We start from the raw sequence: 15,610 nt of genomic DNA on the forward strand, positions 1-15,610 counted from the left end.
AGTCAGACTTACGATTGAATGGCTCGTGGCTGAGGCCCATGGGCCTCGGCTCGAACCGGACGGGGCGCCAACAGCCTTGTTGGCGCCTCCTGATAAAGACCGGCCGTGGCCGCCGCGATCGAACGCCGGGCAACCAAGGCCAGCGCACAGACCACGAACATCGCCAGGGACAGCCCGGTCAGCATCCCCACGTGACCGCTGCGGTCGAGGAGCACCCCGGCGGCAATCGGCACCAGCATGCGTGTCAGCACGAACAGGCTGGCTTGCAGCCCGTAGTCGGCGGCCTGCCGGTGCGCGCGGGAGAAAAACATCATCAGGGCGAAAACCAGTGTCGACACCGCCCCCATGGCCGTGGCCAGCACAAAAGCCGCGACCACCAACCAAACCATCCCGGCCTGCAATCCCACCGCCGCGGTCAGCGCCAGCAGGGCAAACAGAGCCCAGACCATAAACAGAGGAATCGCCCGCCCCGGCCCCAGGCGCTGAATCAGGCGACCACCCAGCACGCTGGCCAGGGCCCCCACCACGCCTCCGCCAACACCGGCAATCAAGGCCACTTGCTGCGCGGCCATGCCCTGGTCCAGCAACAAGGGTTTGAGGTACAGCCAGGCGGCACCGACAAAGGGAAAGCTGCTCAGCAGTATCCAGGTCCACAGACGCGCACCGGGTTGGCGGAAATAGCCCGACCAGTCGGCCAGAGAAAGTCTGGTCGGCGCGGCAGCTGCGCCCGCGGCGCTGCTTTCGCGTACCCAGGCCAGGGGCAACAACCCCAACAGCAGCCCCGCGGCCATCAGCAGAAACGGCGCCTGCCAGCCCCAGCGGTTATGCACCAGCAACATCACCCCGGCACCGACGATGGCGCCTAGAAACAGCGCCGCCGAGCGGATGCCGCCGGCGCGAATCCGCTGGGACTCGGGCAGCAGCTTGATCATCAGGGCATTGACCGGGATGTCTGCCCAGGTCGCCAGCACCCCGGCGCTGAACGCCAGGCCGAACAGGTAGCCGCGATGGGCCGTGATCGCTTGCTGGCTGACCAGCACCAGCAACAGCGCCAGCATCAGGCACAGCACCAGGGCCCAGATTCGGTAATGCCCGCGCTCGAAACCAAAGCGCTGCACGGGCAACGCCAGCAGGAACTTGAACACCGCCGGCAAACCGGCCAGCTGGAACAAGCCGATTTCAGTGCCCGACCAGCCGTGCTCGCGCATCACCAGCGGCAACCCGAGCAGCAGGTAGATGCTCGGCACCGCCAACACGAAACTCAGCCAGCCGAACAGCAGTTGCAGACGCCAGGCGCCAGCGCCGTCCTGGCGGTTCATGAGGCACTCCGACGCGCCACCAGCACCGATACCGGCGCCACGGCGAAAGCCACTTCGGGGTAACTGTCGATATTGACGAAACCGGCTTGCTGCAGGGCTTCGCTCAAACCACCGGCGTGAGTCAACTGGCGCCCGAGCATCTGCATCGACAGGTAATAAGGCATGACCCGCCGAGCGTGCTCCAGGTCGGCGGGGATTTCCGCATGGGCACTGACCAGCACCCCGCCCGGTCGCAGCGCCGCATGAATCTTGGCCAGGGTCGCGGCCATGTCCGGGACGAAATGCAATACCGAGGAACACCAGATCAGGTCGTAGCCTTCACCGATCGGATCGCTCGCCAGATCGCCACCGCGAACCCCCAGCCGCCCTTCAAGGCCGGCCCGACGAATGTTATCCGCGGCCACGGTCACGGTCTGGGCAAAGTCGAACACCTCGCCGGTGAGCGTCGGGTTGTCCCGGGCCAGGGCAATGGCCACCAGCCCCGGACCGCCGCCCAGGTCGAGCATGCGCCGCGCGACCGAGAACTCCGGCACCTGGGCCATCAGTCGTAACGCCACATCCACGGTGACCGCCCGCTGTTCCTGGGCGATCTGCAAGCGCGCCGCCGTGGTCCAGTTGTCGATGGTGGTCGCCACATTCGGCGCCTGGCCGCTGAGCTGGCCGGTGCGCACCTGGTCGCCGAGCTGGCTGCCGAAGTGCCGCAAGCCGCGCAGGCGAAAGGTCCAGGCGTCACCGCAATAGTCCGGCGCCTCGGCCCGCAGGTAATCGCTGGCCACTGCGGCGTTGCGGTAATGGGGCGGCTGACGATCGTCGCGCTCCAACAGTTCCATGCTCCACAGAGCCTCCAGCCAATAGCCGGTATTGGCTGGGTCGAGCTGTAACTGCCGGGCAATCGCCAGGGCCGTGACCGGCACTTGCAGCAGGTTGAACAGTTTCCAGTCCAGGGCGATGCGCAGGACATCGGCGCGTACCGCCGCCAGCGTCAGGTCCCAGTAAGGTTGCAGGGGATGGGGGGATGCCAGGTTGATTCCGTTCATAGTTCGCCACTCACTCTCTTCATCGTTCACAGTTCGTAGCTGACCCGCAGGCCGATCTCTCGTGGCGGGCTGTAGACCCGGGCGGTGCCATTGAGGTAGCCGACGGCGTCGTAGCGCTTGTCCGCAGCGTTTTTCACATAGGCGCAAATGCCGTAGTGGCTGAAGTCATAACCGGCATTCAGGTCGATAAGCCCATAGCCGCCACGGCTGTATTGGTTGGCCGAATCCAGATAGATCTTGCCGACGGCACTGATGCCGCCCTGGGCGTACCAACCCTGGGGGGCGTCATAACGCAGGCTGAGGTGGCCGGTGAGGTCCGGCGCGTAGGGGTTGTGGTTGCCCTGGTAGTCGTTGCTGCCTTCCTTGAAGCGCTCGAACCGGGTGCGGTTCAGGCCCACGGCACTGACCACCCGCCAGTTGTCGGTGAACAGGTATTCGGCTTCCAGGTCGAGCCCGGTGGAGCGCGCCGAGGCGGCATTGGTGATATGCACCACGCCGGGCTGGAAGATCTGCTGCACCTGCATGTCACGGACGTCCATCCAGTACAGCGCCGCCGAGTAGCGCAGGCGCTTGTCGTCGAGCCAGCCCTTGGCTCCGACCTCATAGGTTTTGACTTTTTCCGGGTCGTAGCCGGGGTAATTGGCGGCACTGGAGAAGGCGTTGAAACCGCCGGCGCGGAAACCTTCGGCGTAACTGCCATATAGATAGGCATCGGGTTGCCATTCGAATTGCAGGGCCGCCTTGGGGGTGAAGCGTTGCCATTTGGCGCTCTGGCGGCTGCCGACCGCCGGGTCGATATGCACCTTGTCCTGTTCGGCCCGGGCACCGAGTGTCAGCGTCCAGCGTTCGGCGAGGGGCATCACCCATTGGCCGAACAGCGCCGTGGTGTTGCCGCCCAATTGCACGTCGGTGCGGGTCAGGCTCAAGGGCTGCTTCTGTTCATAGGACAAATCATGATCGTCGCGATCGGCATAGGCACCGAGCAGCCACTGGTTGGCGCGCCACTGGCCCTCCAGGCGAAACTCCTGGGACAGGGTGTTCATGTGGAAATCGCGCCCCAGGTGAAACAGGTCCGCGGGCATGAAGTCCGTGTCCTGCCGCACCTGGTCGTAGAAGTCATTGCGTGCGGTGATCGAGCGCAGCTTCAGGCCGGTATCGAACTCATGCAGCACGTCCAGGGACAGGCTGCGGCCGCTGGAGTGGTTCCAGCTTGAAGTGCCGGAACGCACCTCGCGCCGCGACGCATTCACCGCGCCCCACTGCGAGCCGCCGTCACGATAATCCTGGCGGCTGTAGCGCAGGTTGACGTCCGTGGCCAAGCCCGGGGTCCAGCGCAGGACCGTCCGGGCGCTGTGCCGTTCGCGGTCATCGGCCTGGCCGCCGCGATAGGCGTTGTCGATAAAACCGTCCTGCTCCAGCCATTGCCCGGACACCCCGGCATACAGGGTGTCCGGCACCAGGGCGGTGCTGGCATCGGCGCTCAGGGTACGCTGGTCGCGGCTGCCGCCACCGGCTTCAATCCGTGCGTAAGGCTCGGTGTCAGGCTGACGGGTATGAATGCTCAAGAGCCCGGTTTCGGCATTGCGGCCGTAGAGGGTCGACTGAGGCCCACGGAGGATCTCGACGCGTTCCACCCCCAGCAGATTGTGGTCGAAGCCCTGCGCCATCAAGGTCGGCACGCCGTCCACCAGCATCAGCATCGATGACGAAAATGCCGTGGAGCTCGAGGTCAGGCCGCGCACCACTGGCAGGTTGGTGCCAGACTGGCCGAAGGGTTGAAAAGTGAACCCGGGGGTGACCCGGGCCAGGTGCTGCAGATCATCGATGGCGCCCTTGCGCAGGTCTTCGCCGCTTAGCACTGACAGGCTGGCCGGGACTGTCTCCTGTTCCTGCTCGAACTTGTTCGCGGTGACCATGACCGCCGGCAGTTCTGTCTGCGCAATGACAGTCGTCGTCCCACCCACCCAGCAGCCGATAAACAGCGTATAACCGCTGGCGTTTAACACATGCATGCTCATTGCTTTCCCCATCAATGAATCAGCGCACTGCCTCCCCCGGAGATGGCAGATGACTTGGAAACATGTTATTCATTAATGCGAATGCTTATCATGTGTGTACGTATGGATTCTGGATCAATCCATATGCGAGCCGTAGCCCAATCAAGGAGGACAATAGAAGTGGCGGTTTTACAGAGGATTTCCCAGTCGTATCGAGTCGCGTCAACACACTCGCGACTGGTCAGCAACGACACCGGCGGCTGGATGCGCCAGCAATTGCCGGAAGAGTTGGGTGAGTGCTATTCCGAACGTTTGTGCCTGGATGAAGACCTGATGGTGGTGCGCTCGCGCTACCGCCCCACCCGCAACCTGATCGAAGAAACCGTCAGCCCGCACAATCGCCATATGCTGGTGATCACCTTCGGCATGCAGGGCGACTCCGGGTACAAGGGCGTCGACGGTTCGGCGGTGTCGTTTCGCGCTGGCTACACCACCATCACCTCGTTCCAGATGAGCCTCGGCGAACGCTGCTATGAAGCCGGGGCAACAGTGTCCCAACTGCGGCTGCTGATCGGCGAAAACATGCTCAACAAGTACATTGGCGAACAGCGTACCCGCCAGCTGCTGGGCAACGGCAACGTCCGCCAACTGGCGTTCCAGAAGACCTCGGCGGCCAGTGCCAGCCACGCCACCGCCCTGACCCGCTACCTCAATCAAGGGGTGACCGGTACGCTGGAGATGCACATCCACACCCTGAGCCTGCTCTCCGAACAGCTGAAGCTGCTGAGCCCCGCGGTCAGTTCCGACAGCCTGCAGTTCAGCGCCGTCGACATCGAGAAACTCGACCGTGCCCGGGACATCATGATCGAGCAGATGGACCGGCCGCTGACCATTCCGTACCTGTGCGCCGCGGTCGGGCTCAATGAATTCAAACTCAAGGAAGGCCTGCACTACCGCTTCAACTCCACCCCGCACCGCATGCTTCACGAGATCCGCATGCGCAAGGCCTATACCCTGCTCGAAAGCGGTTGCCAGGTGGCCCAGGCGGCCTATCAGGTGGGTTACAAGTTCCCCAACAATTTCAGCGCGGCCTTTACCCGGTTTTTCGGCAAACCACCCAAATCGGTATTCGGCAAGCGCCGCTGAGCCATCAGCGGCGCGCGCCTCTGCACGAGTGCGTCGATGACGTCATCCATCGCCGGATACGCTGGATCGAACCACAGGATTTTTTCGAGCCATTGCACGAGCGACCCGATGACGAGGCTGTAAACTGGCCGCGCAAAAAAGCGGTGTCTCATCGACCGCCCCATACCACCTCAACCAAGAGATCCCCATGGCAAACCACGACCTTACCTTCATCCCCGATCCCGACCCGGAATCCATCTCTTCCGATGTCGCCGGTTTCGGCGGCCTGTTGGTCTCCACTCAGATCCCTACCCGCGCCGACGGCAGCCTGGAGCTGGGCGACATCACCCTGCAGAGCGAGTGCACTCTGCAAGCGCTCAAGGTCGCACTGGAGAACGCCGGCAGTTCCATGGACCGGGTGCTGCATCTGACCATTTACCTCACCGACATGGCCGACCGCGCCGCGTTCAACGAGGTCTACCAGCGCTTCTTCGCCAAGCCCTGGCCGGTTCGCGCCGCTGTTGGCGTGGCCGCTTTGGCTGTCGAAGGCATGCGTGTGGAAGTCACCGCGATGGCGGCCAAGGGCTAGTGCCCGTCAGTTAAGCGAAGTCCTTGTGGGAGCGGGCTTGCTCGCGAAGGCGGTGTGTCATTCAACATTGATGTTGGCTGACCCGACGCATTCGCGAGCAAGCCCGCTCCCACAGGTTTCGTTCCGCAAGCGGCCCCCGCCGGGCAGGCTGGCGAGTGGATATCTGCGCGAAGCCGATTATGCTTCAAGAAACCATGCAGCAATGCGAGGCCGTCAGCCCTGTTTCCATTATTCGCGCAATTGGTAATCCGACGACATCAGCCCTAGGGCCTGGGTGCGGCAACGTTGATGAGGTACTCCGGCCTTCAACAAGAGCAAGACGGAGAAGACTCATGGCCACGATTGACACTACAGCCACGGGCAGCACGCCCAACCGCGGGATCACCAGGGAGGAGCGCAAGGTCATTTTCGCTTCGTCCCTGGGCACCGTTTTCGAGTGGTACGACTTTTATCTTTACGGCTCCCTCGCGGCGATCATCGCCAAGCACTTCTTCGCGGGCGTCAATGAAACAACCTCCTTCATCTTTGCGCTGCTCGCGTTCGCCGCGGGTTTCGCCGTGCGGCCCTTCGGCGCCATCGTGTTCGGCCGACTGGGCGACATGATCGGGCGCAAGCACACGTTCCTCATCACCATTGTGATCATGGGTGTCTCCACCGCCATCGTGGGTTTTCTGCCCGGCTACGCAACCATCGGGGTGGCGGCACCGGTCATCCTGATCACCCTGCGTCTGCTGCAAGGCCTGGCCCTGGGGGGTGAGTACGGCGGCGCGGCGACTTACGTGGCCGAGCATGCGCCCAAAGGCAAGCGCGGCTACTTCACTTCGTGGATCCAGACCACCGCGACCCTCGGCCTGTTTCTGTCGTTGCTGGTGATCCTCGCCTGCCGCACCCTGCTCGGCACCGAAGCCTTCGAGGCCTGGGGCTGGCGGATTCCCTTCCTGGTGTCGATCCTGCTGCTGATCGTCTCGGTCTACATTCGCTTGCAACTCGCCGAGTCGCCGGTATTCAAGAAGATGAAAGAAGAAGGCAAGTCTTCCAAGGCACCGCTGACCGAATCCTTCGCCCGCTGGGACAACCTCAAGATTGTGATCATGGCTTTGCTAGGCGGCACGGCTGGTCAGGCCGTCGTCTGGTACACCGGGCAGTTCTATGCGCTGTTCTTCCTGCTGCAGACGCTGAAGATCGACCCGCAGACCGCCAACTATTTGATTGCCGGTTCGCTGCTGATCGGCACGCCGTTCTTCATCCTGTTCGGCAGCCTGTCCGACCGCATCGGCCGCAAGGGCATCATCATGGCCGGGTGCATCCTCGCCGCCGTGACCTACTTCCCGATCTTCCATGCATTGACCGAGTTCGGTAACCCCGACGTGTTCGCCGCGCAGGCGAAGAATCCGGTCACGGTGGTCGCCGATCCCGGCCAGTGCTCGTTCCAGTTCGACCCGGTGGGCAAGGCCAAATTCACCAGTTCCTGCGACCTCGCCAAGACTGTGCTGGCGAAGAAGGCCATCCCCTACAAAAACGAGAAAGCCGCGCCTGGCGCCGTCGCGCAGGTGCGCATCGGTGACAAGGTCATCCCGAGTTTCGAGGGCACCGGCATGCCGGCCGCCGACTTCAAGACCCGCAACGACGCCTTCGTCGCCACCCTCGGCACCGCCCTCAAGGACGCCGGCTACCCCGAGAAGGCCGACCCGGCGAAGACCAACTACCCGATGGTGCTGCTGCTCCTGACCATCCTGGTGATCTACGTGACCATGGTCTACGGCCCGATCGCCGCCTGGCTGGTGGAACTCTTCCCGGCGCGCATCCGCTACACCTCGATGTCGCTGCCCTACCACATCGGCAATGGCTGGTTCGGCGGCTTCCTGCCCACGGTGGCGTTCGCCATGGTCGCGGCCACGGGTGATATCTACTACGGGCTGTGGTACCCGATCGTGATCGCGGTGATGACGGCCATCCTTGGCACCTTCTTCCTGCCGGAAACCAAGGATCGGGAGATTCATCACACATAAGCGTTCAGGGCATGCACCAACGGTGTTTAAGCCGGGTGTTTAAAGACACCCGGTGTTACTTCATCAAGGCTACAACGCCTTGCGTCGTTGCCTACGACTGCGCCAGAATCCGCCGGCTTGTGCGCTTTGGGCTCGGGTTTTATCGTTTCCCGGTCACTGAAAAACAGTGATCGGGTTTGGTAGCCCGTTCGTATCACGGCGCACGGCATCACCTATTATGGTGGCCATGCGCGGGGCCCTTTCGAGGGCGCCGGGTTCCTGATGCGACCGGTCTACCAACCCGCGTATGGCCATCACCCTAATTCGTTTGGTAGCGAATGTGATGGCTCCCATTTAAATAAACTCGCATCAGGAGTTTCATCCATGTTCAAACCTACACCCAATCCGCCTGCCACAGACCCGACATCCCCCTACGAATCCCTCGATTCAAAAAAACTCCACGAAGCCGCCGAGCGCGCCCTCGACCACTACCTCAACCCCGCCGCCCAAATCATGGCCACGGCCAACGAACCCGAGCCCATGTACCTCGCCAACCCGAAGTACAACACCGAAGCCCTGCTGGCCAACGCCAGCGAAACACTCGGCTCGGCCACCACCATGCTCAACAACTTCGCAGCGTTGCTGGAAACCTCACACCGCAAGACCCTGCTGGGCATTGCACAAGTGGTCATGCTCGGTGAACTGGCGGTGAACCAGGCACTGGATCACGTGGAACCGAAGGAATAACTAGCGCCCTGTGGGAGCGGGCTTGCTCGCGAAGACGGTGGCACAGTCAACATTGATGTCGCCGGACATACCGCTTTCGCGAGCAAGCCCGCTCCCACAGGTAAAGCAGCGCTCACCGAAACTTGCGCACAGCAACAGTAGGCTAAGCTTTCAGCAGCTTATTGCTCACGATGCTCGCGTCTGCAGGTTTGGATTTTTTCTGGAGAGCGTCTGCAACAGCTATTTCAGACAGGTCCAGATCATTCACGCAGGACTGACGCGATGACCGAGCCCCTCCTCAGCTTCGAAGCACTCAAACGCGCCGCTGCCGCCGGCGAGATCGATACCGTGCTGGTGTGCATGGTCGATATGCAGGGGCGACTGGTCGGCAAGCGCTTCCAGGTCGAATTTTTCATCGACAGCGGCCACGAAGAAACCCACTGCTGCAATTACCTGCTGGCCGACGACATCGACATGGAACCGGTGCCGGGATACGCCGCTGCCAGTTGGAGCAAAGGCTATGGCGATTTTGTGCTCAAACCCGACATGTCTACATTACGGCGCGTGCCGTGGCTGGAATGCACGGCGCTGGTGCTCTGCGATGTGCTCGATCATCACCATAGAAAAGACCTGCCCCACAGCCCGCGAGCGATCCTGAAAAAACAGGTCGAACGCCTGCGCGAGCGCGGCTATACCGGCATGTTCGCCTCTGAGCTGGAGTTCTATCTGTTCGACGAGAGTTACCAGGCGATCCACGAGCGCAACTACCACCAGCCGAAGACCGCCGGCCATTACATCGAGGATTACAACATCCTGCAGACCACCCGCGAGGAACCGGTGCTGCGGGCGATTCGCAAGCACCTGCAGGCCTGCGGCATTCCCGTGGAAAACTCCAAGGGCGAATGGGGGCCAGGCCAGGAAGAAATCAACATTCGTTATGCCGATGCCATGACCATGGCCGACCACCACGTCATCATCAAGCACGCCTGCAAAGAGATCGCGCAACTGCAAGGCAAGGCGATCACCTTCATGGCCAAATGGCGCTATGACGCCGCCGGCTCCAGCAGCCATATTCACAACTCGCTATGGGACAAGAACGGCAAAAAGTCACTGTTCTTCGACTCCAAGGCCGAGTTCGGCATGTCGAAGTTGATGCGCTCGTGGGTCGCCGGGCAGCTCAAATACGCCAATGACGTCACCTGTTTTCTGGCGCCCTACATCAACTCGTACAAGCGCTTTCAGGCCGGCACCTTCGCGCCGACGCGGGCGGTCTGGAGCCGGGACAATCGCACCGCAGGCTTTCGTTTGTGCGCCGAAGGCAGCAAAGCCATCCGCATCGAATGCCGCATCGGCGGGGCCGACCTTAACCCCTATCTGGCCTTCGCCGCGTTGATCGCCGCAGGCCTGGCCGGTATCGACGAAAAGCTCGAACTCGCGGCGCCGTTCGAGGGCGATGCCTATGTCAATGAGCATTTGCCTGAAGTGTCGAAAACCCTGCGCGAGGCCTGCGCCGCGCTCAGGGCTTCAAGCATGTTGCGCGAGGCGTTCGGCGATGAAGTGATCGACCACTACGTGCACACCGCCGACTGGGAACAGAAAGAGTACGACCGGCGGATAACCGACTGGGAACTGCAGCGCGGCTTCGAGCGCTATTGAGCACACCATGACTGAGACCGTTCAACTCATCTCCCCGGTCGATGGCCGGGTCTATGCCGAACGCCGCCGTGCCGATGCGGTGCAGATCGAGCAGGCGCTGACGGCGGCCGAAACCGCCCAGGCGCAATGGAAACGCCGGCCACTGAGCGAACGCGCCGCGTTTTGCAGCGCTGCCGTGGACGCGATGCTGGCGATGAAGGACGAGATCGTGCCGGAGCTGGCCTGGCAGATGGGGCGCCCGGTACGCTTCGGCGCTGGCGAGCTGCGCGGCTTCGAAGAACGGGCCCGGCACATGATCGCCATTGCGCCTGAAGCGTTGGCAGCGGTAGAGCCCACGCCTGTCGCGGGTTTTCGGCGCTATATCAAACGCGAGCCGCTGGGTACGGTGCTGGTCGTCGCGCCGTGGAATTATCCGTATCTGACGGCGGTGAATACGATCATCCCGGCGCTGATGGCGGGCAACAGCGTGATCCTCAAACACGCTACGCAAACGCTGCTGGTCGGGGAGCGTTTCGCCGAAGCCTTTCGCCGCGCCCAGCTGCCCGAAGGGCTGTTCCATAACCTGCTGCTCAGTCATGTCTATGCCGCGGCGATCATCACCTCCGGACGGGTGCAGCAGGTGAACTTCACCGGTTCTGTCAGCGGCGGCGAGGCCATGGAGCACGCGGCCGTCGGAGGTTTCCTCAGCGTGGGGCTCGAGCTTGGCGGCAAAGACCCGGCCTACGTCCGGGCAGATGCCAACCTTGAGCATGCGGTGGAAAACCTGGTGGACGGCAGCTTCTTCAACTCCGGGCAGAGCTGCTGTGCCGTCGAACGGATTTATGTCGATGAAAAAATCTACCCGGCCTTTGTCGAGCGCTTCGCTGCCCTGACCCGTCAATACGTGCTGGGCAACCCGCTGGACGAAGCCACCACCCTCGGGCCAATGGTCACACCGGGCGCCGCTGAGTTCGTTCGCAAGCAGATCGCCGATGCACTGGCACAAGGGGCCAAGGCGCTGATCGATCCAAAGGACTTCGCCGCCGGCCCGCCGGGCAGCGCCTACCTCGCGCCGCAGGTGTTGGTGGACGTCACCCATCACATGTCGGTGATGCGCGAAGAAAGCTTCGGCCCGGTGGTCGGCATCATGCCAGTGGCCAGCGACGACGAAGCCATCGCCTTGATGAACGACAGCGAGTTCGGGCTCAGCGCCTCGATCTGGACGCAAGACCTGGCCGCCGCCGAACGCATCGGCAACGAGATCGCTACCGGCACCGTGTTCATGAACCGCTGCGATTACCTGGACCCGGCCCTGGCCTGGACCGGGGTGAAGAACAGCGGGCGCGGCGTAACGCTGTCGCGCCTGGGCTATGAACACCTGACCCGAGCCAAATCCTTCCACTTGCGCCACGAGATCTGAGCCATGAGCCTGACCGCGAACTGGAACTACCCCACGAGCATCCGCTTCGGTGTCGGCCGCATCGCCGAACTGGCGGAAGTCTGCCGCAGCCAAGGGATCCAGCGACCGTTGCTGGTCACCGACAGTGGCCTGGCGCGTGCGCCGATCACCACGGCGGCGCTGGAGTCCTTGCGCGCCGCCGGCCTCGGTGTCGCGCTGTTCTGTGACCTCAAGCCCAACCCCGTCGAAGCCAACCTCGCGGGTGGGCTCGACGCCTGGCGTGCGGGCAAGCATGACGGCGTGGTGGCGTTCGGCGGTGGCAGCGGCCTGGACATGGGCAAGCTCATCGCCTTCATGAGCGGTCAGACCCGACCGGTGTGGGATTTCGAAGACATCGGCGACTACTGGACACGCGCCGACGAAAGCAGCATCGCCCCGATCATCGCGGTGCCGACTACGGCGGGCACCGGTTCCGAGGTCGGCCGTGCGGCGGTGATCATCGACGAGCGCACGCACACCAAACGCATCATCTTCCATCCGAAGATGATGCCGCGGGTGGTCATCAGCGACCCCGCCCTCACCGTCGGCATGCCGGCCAAGGTTACCGCCGGCACTGGCATGGACGCGTTTTCCCATTGCCTGGAATCCTACTGTGCCCCCGGTTTTCATCCCATGGCCGAAGGCATCGCGGTGGAAGGCATGCGCCTGGTGGCCAATACTCTGGTGCGGGCGGTACACACCCCTTCCGACCTCGACGCGCGCGCACAAATGCTCGCGGCGGCGGCGATGGGCGCCACCGCGTTCCAGAAAGGCCTGGGAGGAATGCACGCCCTCTCGCATCCGGTGGGCGCCCTGTACGACACCCACCATGGCATGACCAATGCCACGTTCATGCCCTATGTGTTGAAGTTCAATCGCCCGGCCATCGAGGAACGCATTACCCGTCTGGCGGCGTATCTGCGCCTGCCCTCCCCGGGCTTCGACAGCTTTATGGCCTTCGTCCTCAAGCTGCGCAAGGACATCGGCGTGCCGCATACGCTGGTCGAGCTGGGGGTGGATGATCAGCAGGCCGACCTGATCGCGGATATGGCGATTGTCGATCCCTGTGCCGGTGGTAATCCGCTGCCATTGACGCGAAATGGCGCGGCAGAAATTTTCGAAGCGGCTTATCACGGCCGTCTTTAGAGCTCAGCAGTCAGTCAAACCGCGGAACCTGTGGGAGCGGGCTTGCCCGCGAAGACGGCGTCACAGTCAACATTGATGTTGCCTGACATACCGCTTTCGCGAGCAAGCCCGCTCCCACGGGGATTGCGCTGAGCTGACTGGCATCAGAGCTCGGCACTCTACCTTTTTGGGTACACACCACACTTATGTGATTTTGATATCAGCGCCATCAAGCTTCCGGTATCCATTGGGCTGGCATGCCGAAAAAATCTCGAACTCAGACCCTATCGCTGAATCCAATGTGTAGGCCAACGGAGGTAAGCGAAATGAACAATGATGACCGTGTTGACGACATCGAATCAGAAACCACCTCAGACACCCCGCCCACCGATCCGTCTGATGAACTCATCGACACAGAGCTTGAGGACAGCGACGTAGACCTCAACGGTGAAGATCCCTCTGCGACTCGAACCCAGGAGCAGGATGCTGACGAGCGCAGCCGGAAAATAGCCGAGATCGAACGCAAGGTGGCGGATGGCAATTAGAAAAAAACACGCCCCTCATCAGGTTCAGGGCACAGGTGAATGACAGAGAGCAACGAGTTCTCCGATACTGTCGCGCAAATGCAGTGCAATGAGAACCGAAATGAAAACCCATTGTGAAATATGTGATGTCCCTGAGCCGAAAACCCGGCGTAACCACAACCTTCACCACGCTCCCCGTCTGCGGCAGGCGGTAACCGCATGATCGAGGTCACCGAGGTTTCCATTGCCGAGTTGCGTACTGCGCTCGAATCCGGCCAGACCACGGCGGTTGAGCTTGTGCAGGCCTATCTGGCCCGGATCGACGCCTACGATGGCGCCGACACGCCCACCGCCCTCAACGCGGTGGTGGTGCGCAACCCCGATGCGCTCAAGGAAGCGCAGGCGTCCGATGCCCGTCGGGCCAAGGGCGAGACGCTGGGCCCGCTCGACGGTATCCCCTACACGGCCAAGGACAGTTATCTGGTGAAGGGGCTGACCGCCGCCTCTGGAAGTCCCGCCTTCGCCGACCTGATTGCTTATCGCGATGCGTTCACCATCGAACGGCTTCGCGGTGCCGGGGCGATCTGCCTGGGCAAGACCAATATGCCACCGATGGCCAACGGCGGTATGCAGCGCGGAGTCTACGGCCGGGCCGAGAGTCCGTATAACGCCGACTACCTCACCGCCCCTTTTGCCTCGGGTTCATCGAACGGCGCAGGCACCGCGACCGCCGCCAGTTTCGCGGCCTTCGGTCTGGCGGAGGAAACCTGGTCGAGCGGACGTGGCCCTGCCTCGAACAACGGTTTGTGCGCCTATACGCCTTCGCGTGGGGTGATCTCGGTGCGCGGCAACTGGCCGTTGACGCCGACCATGGACGTGGTCGTGCCGTTTGCCCGGACCATGGCGGACCTGCTCGAAGTGCTCGATGTGGTGGTGGCCGATGATCCCGATACCCGGGGCGATCTGTGGCGGATGCAACCCTGGGTGCCGATTCCGAGCGTCGCTTCGGTGCGCCCCGCTTCCTATGCATCGCTTGCCGCGAATGCCCATGCGCTCGCCGGAAAGCGCTTTGGCGTGCCTCGCATGTACATCAACGCCGATCCCGACGCGGGCACCAGCGATGCACCCGGCATCGGTGGGCCGACGGGCCAGCGCATCAACACCCGCGCCTCCGTGATCGGGCTCTGGGAGCAGGCGCGCAAGGCACTCGAAGCGGCCGGTGCTGAAGTGCTCGAGGTCGATTTCCCGCTGGTTTCCAATTGCGAGGGCGATCGTCCTGGGGCACCGACGGTGTTTAACCGGGGCCTGGTATCCAAAGAGTTCCTGCACCATGAGTTGTGGGATCTGACGGCCTGGGCGTTCGATGATTTTCTTCAGGCCAACGGTGATCCAAAACTGCATCGCCTGGTCGACGTGAACGGGCCGCTGATTTTCCCCCACGACCCGGGGACGCTGCCCAACCGCGAGGGCGATCTTGCCGCCGGCATGGACGAGTATGTGCGGATGGCCGAACGCGGCATTACGCCGTGGAACCAGATCGACACGCTGCCGGATGGACTGCGTGGCCTGGAACTGACCCGGCGAATCGATCTGGAAGAATGGATGGATCGGCTGGGGCTCGACGCGGTGATTTTCCCGACGGTAGCCGACGTCGGGCCGGCGAATGCCGACGTCGATCCGGCGTCTGCGGATATCGCGTGGAGTAACGGGGTCTGGGTCGCCAACGGCAATCTCGCCATCCGCCACCTGGGCGTTCCCACGGTCACGGTGCCGATGGGCGTCATGCCGGACATCGGCATGCCCGTCGGGCTGACATTTGCCGGCCGCGCCTACGACGATTCGACACTGCTTCGCCTGGCTTCGGCGTTCGAGTCGACGGGGACGAAACGCTTGATCCCACCGCGCACCCCGCCCTTGTCGGGTAGCCAAAAATAGAAAGATCGCAGGCTCCTGCAGAGGTTGAGTACTCCCGTACCCATGCCCTGTAGGAGCCTGCGATCTTTGGGCTATTCATGCGAAATCCGGCAACAGTGTTTGTCCAGTCGGCCGCTATTTGAAAGAAGTTCAAACACCTAACATCGTCTCTACCCAGTGAGCCAATAGCGTC

General features: G+C 62.5%; 12 protein-coding genes. 9 read left to right on the forward strand and 3 right to left on the reverse strand.

Translation table 11 applies throughout. From position 1 onward, the window contains the following. Positions 1-8: 8 nt before the first annotated feature. Genes PSH64_RS15475 through PSH64_RS15485 form a run of 3 tightly spaced genes read right to left on the reverse strand, consistent with a single transcriptional unit; the run spans position 9 to position 4,374 of the window. Complete coding sequence (locus PSH64_RS15475; RefSeq protein ID WP_305477731.1) at positions 9-1,319, reverse strand: MFS transporter; 1,311 nt, start codon at positions 1,317-1,319, stop codon at positions 9-11. Further along, complete coding sequence (locus tag PSH64_RS15480; RefSeq protein ID WP_105344425.1) at positions 1,316-2,356, reverse strand: methyltransferase; 1,041 nt, start codon at positions 2,354-2,356, stop codon at positions 1,316-1,318. The genes PSH64_RS15475 and PSH64_RS15480 overlap by 4 nt, the downstream gene beginning before the upstream one ends. A 26-nt stretch (positions 2,357-2,382) precedes the next feature. Beyond that, positions 2,383-4,374: a TonB-dependent receptor gene (locus PSH64_RS15485; protein WP_370694443.1), complete on the reverse strand. Its 1,992-nt coding sequence runs from the start codon at positions 4,372-4,374 to the stop codon at positions 2,383-2,385. Positions 4,375-4,533: 159 nt separating this feature from the next. On the opposite strand from PSH64_RS15485, the gene PSH64_RS15490 reads away from it, so the two are divergent. The 9 genes from PSH64_RS15490 (at position 4,534) to PSH64_RS15530 (ending at position 15,438) form a co-directional block, all read left to right on the forward strand. Further along, positions 4,534-5,499: an AraC family transcriptional regulator gene (locus tag PSH64_RS15490; RefSeq protein WP_305477733.1), complete on the forward strand. Its 966-nt coding sequence runs from the start codon at positions 4,534-4,536 to the stop codon at positions 5,497-5,499. 187 nt (positions 5,500-5,686) lie between these two features. Continuing rightward, positions 5,687-6,067 carry a RidA family protein gene (locus tag PSH64_RS15495; RefSeq protein ID WP_305477734.1) on the forward strand — a complete coding sequence of 127 codons (381 nt, stop codon included), beginning with the start codon at positions 5,687-5,689 and terminating at the stop codon, positions 6,065-6,067. A gap of 332 nt (positions 6,068-6,399) precedes the next feature. Then, a complete protein-coding gene (locus tag PSH64_RS15500) occupies positions 6,400-8,076 on the forward strand; it encodes an MFS transporter (protein WP_105344436.1) in 1,677 nt (558 codons plus the stop codon). Positions 8,077-8,439: 363 nt separating this feature from the next. Next, on the forward strand, positions 8,440-8,802 hold the full coding sequence (locus PSH64_RS15505; protein WP_105344444.1) for a DUF6124 family protein: 363 nt from the start codon (positions 8,440-8,442) through the stop codon (positions 8,800-8,802). Between the two features lie 261 nt (positions 8,803-9,063). After that, positions 9,064-10,437, forward strand: a complete 1,374-nt coding sequence (locus PSH64_RS15510; protein ID WP_305477735.1) for a glutamine synthetase family protein — start codon at positions 9,064-9,066, stop codon at positions 10,435-10,437. Between the two features lie 7 nt (positions 10,438-10,444). Beyond that, complete coding sequence (locus PSH64_RS15515) at positions 10,445-11,836, forward strand: aldehyde dehydrogenase family protein (RefSeq protein ID WP_305477736.1); 1,392 nt, start codon at positions 10,445-10,447, stop codon at positions 11,834-11,836. A gap of 3 nt (positions 11,837-11,839) precedes the next feature. Next, a complete protein-coding gene (locus PSH64_RS15520; RefSeq protein WP_305477737.1) occupies positions 11,840-13,000 on the forward strand; it encodes an iron-containing alcohol dehydrogenase in 1,161 nt (386 codons plus the stop codon). Positions 13,001-13,305: 305 nt separating this feature from the next. Continuing rightward, on the forward strand, positions 13,306-13,524 hold the full coding sequence (locus PSH64_RS15525) for a hypothetical protein (protein ID WP_105344454.1): 219 nt from the start codon (positions 13,306-13,308) through the stop codon (positions 13,522-13,524). A gap of 198 nt (positions 13,525-13,722) precedes the next feature. Then, positions 13,723-15,438, forward strand: a complete 1,716-nt coding sequence (locus PSH64_RS15530; protein ID WP_305477738.1) for an amidase — start codon at positions 13,723-13,725, stop codon at positions 15,436-15,438. The last annotated feature ends 172 nt before the right edge of the window (positions 15,439-15,610 follow it).

It is taken from the genome of Pseudomonas sp. FP1742, from assembly GCF_030687145.1.
Lineage (GTDB): Bacteria > Pseudomonadota > Gammaproteobacteria > Pseudomonadales > Pseudomonadaceae > Aquipseudomonas > Aquipseudomonas frederiksbergensis_D.

Coding starts and splice junctions, on each gene's coding strand:
- PSH64_RS15495 (WP_305477734.1), top strand. CDS start 5,687: ATGGCAAACCACGACCTTACCTTCATCCCCGATCCCGACCCGGAATCC.
- PSH64_RS15520 (WP_305477737.1), top strand. CDS start 11,840: ATGAGCCTGACCGCGAACTGGAACTACCCCACGAGCATCCGCTTCGGT.
- PSH64_RS15515 (WP_305477736.1), top strand. CDS start 10,445: ATGACTGAGACCGTTCAACTCATCTCCCCGGTCGATGGCCGGGTCTAT.
- PSH64_RS15530 (WP_305477738.1), top strand. CDS start 13,723: ATGATCGAGGTCACCGAGGTTTCCATTGCCGAGTTGCGTACTGCGCTC.
- PSH64_RS15510 (WP_305477735.1), top strand. CDS start 9,064: ATGACCGAGCCCCTCCTCAGCTTCGAAGCACTCAAACGCGCCGCTGCC.
- PSH64_RS15480 (WP_105344425.1), bottom strand. CDS start 2,356: ATGAACGGAATCAACCTGGCATCCCCCCATCCCCTGCAACCTTACTGG.
- PSH64_RS15475 (WP_305477731.1), bottom strand. CDS start 1,319: ATGAACCGCCAGGACGGCGCTGGCGCCTGGCGTCTGCAACTGCTGTTC.
- PSH64_RS15525 (WP_105344454.1), top strand. CDS start 13,306: ATGAACAATGATGACCGTGTTGACGACATCGAATCAGAAACCACCTCA.
- PSH64_RS15485 (WP_370694443.1), bottom strand. CDS start 4,374: ATGAGCATGCATGTGTTAAACGCCAGCGGTTATACGCTGTTTATCGGC.
- PSH64_RS15500 (WP_105344436.1), top strand. CDS start 6,400: ATGGCCACGATTGACACTACAGCCACGGGCAGCACGCCCAACCGCGGG.
- PSH64_RS15505 (WP_105344444.1), top strand. CDS start 8,440: ATGTTCAAACCTACACCCAATCCGCCTGCCACAGACCCGACATCCCCC.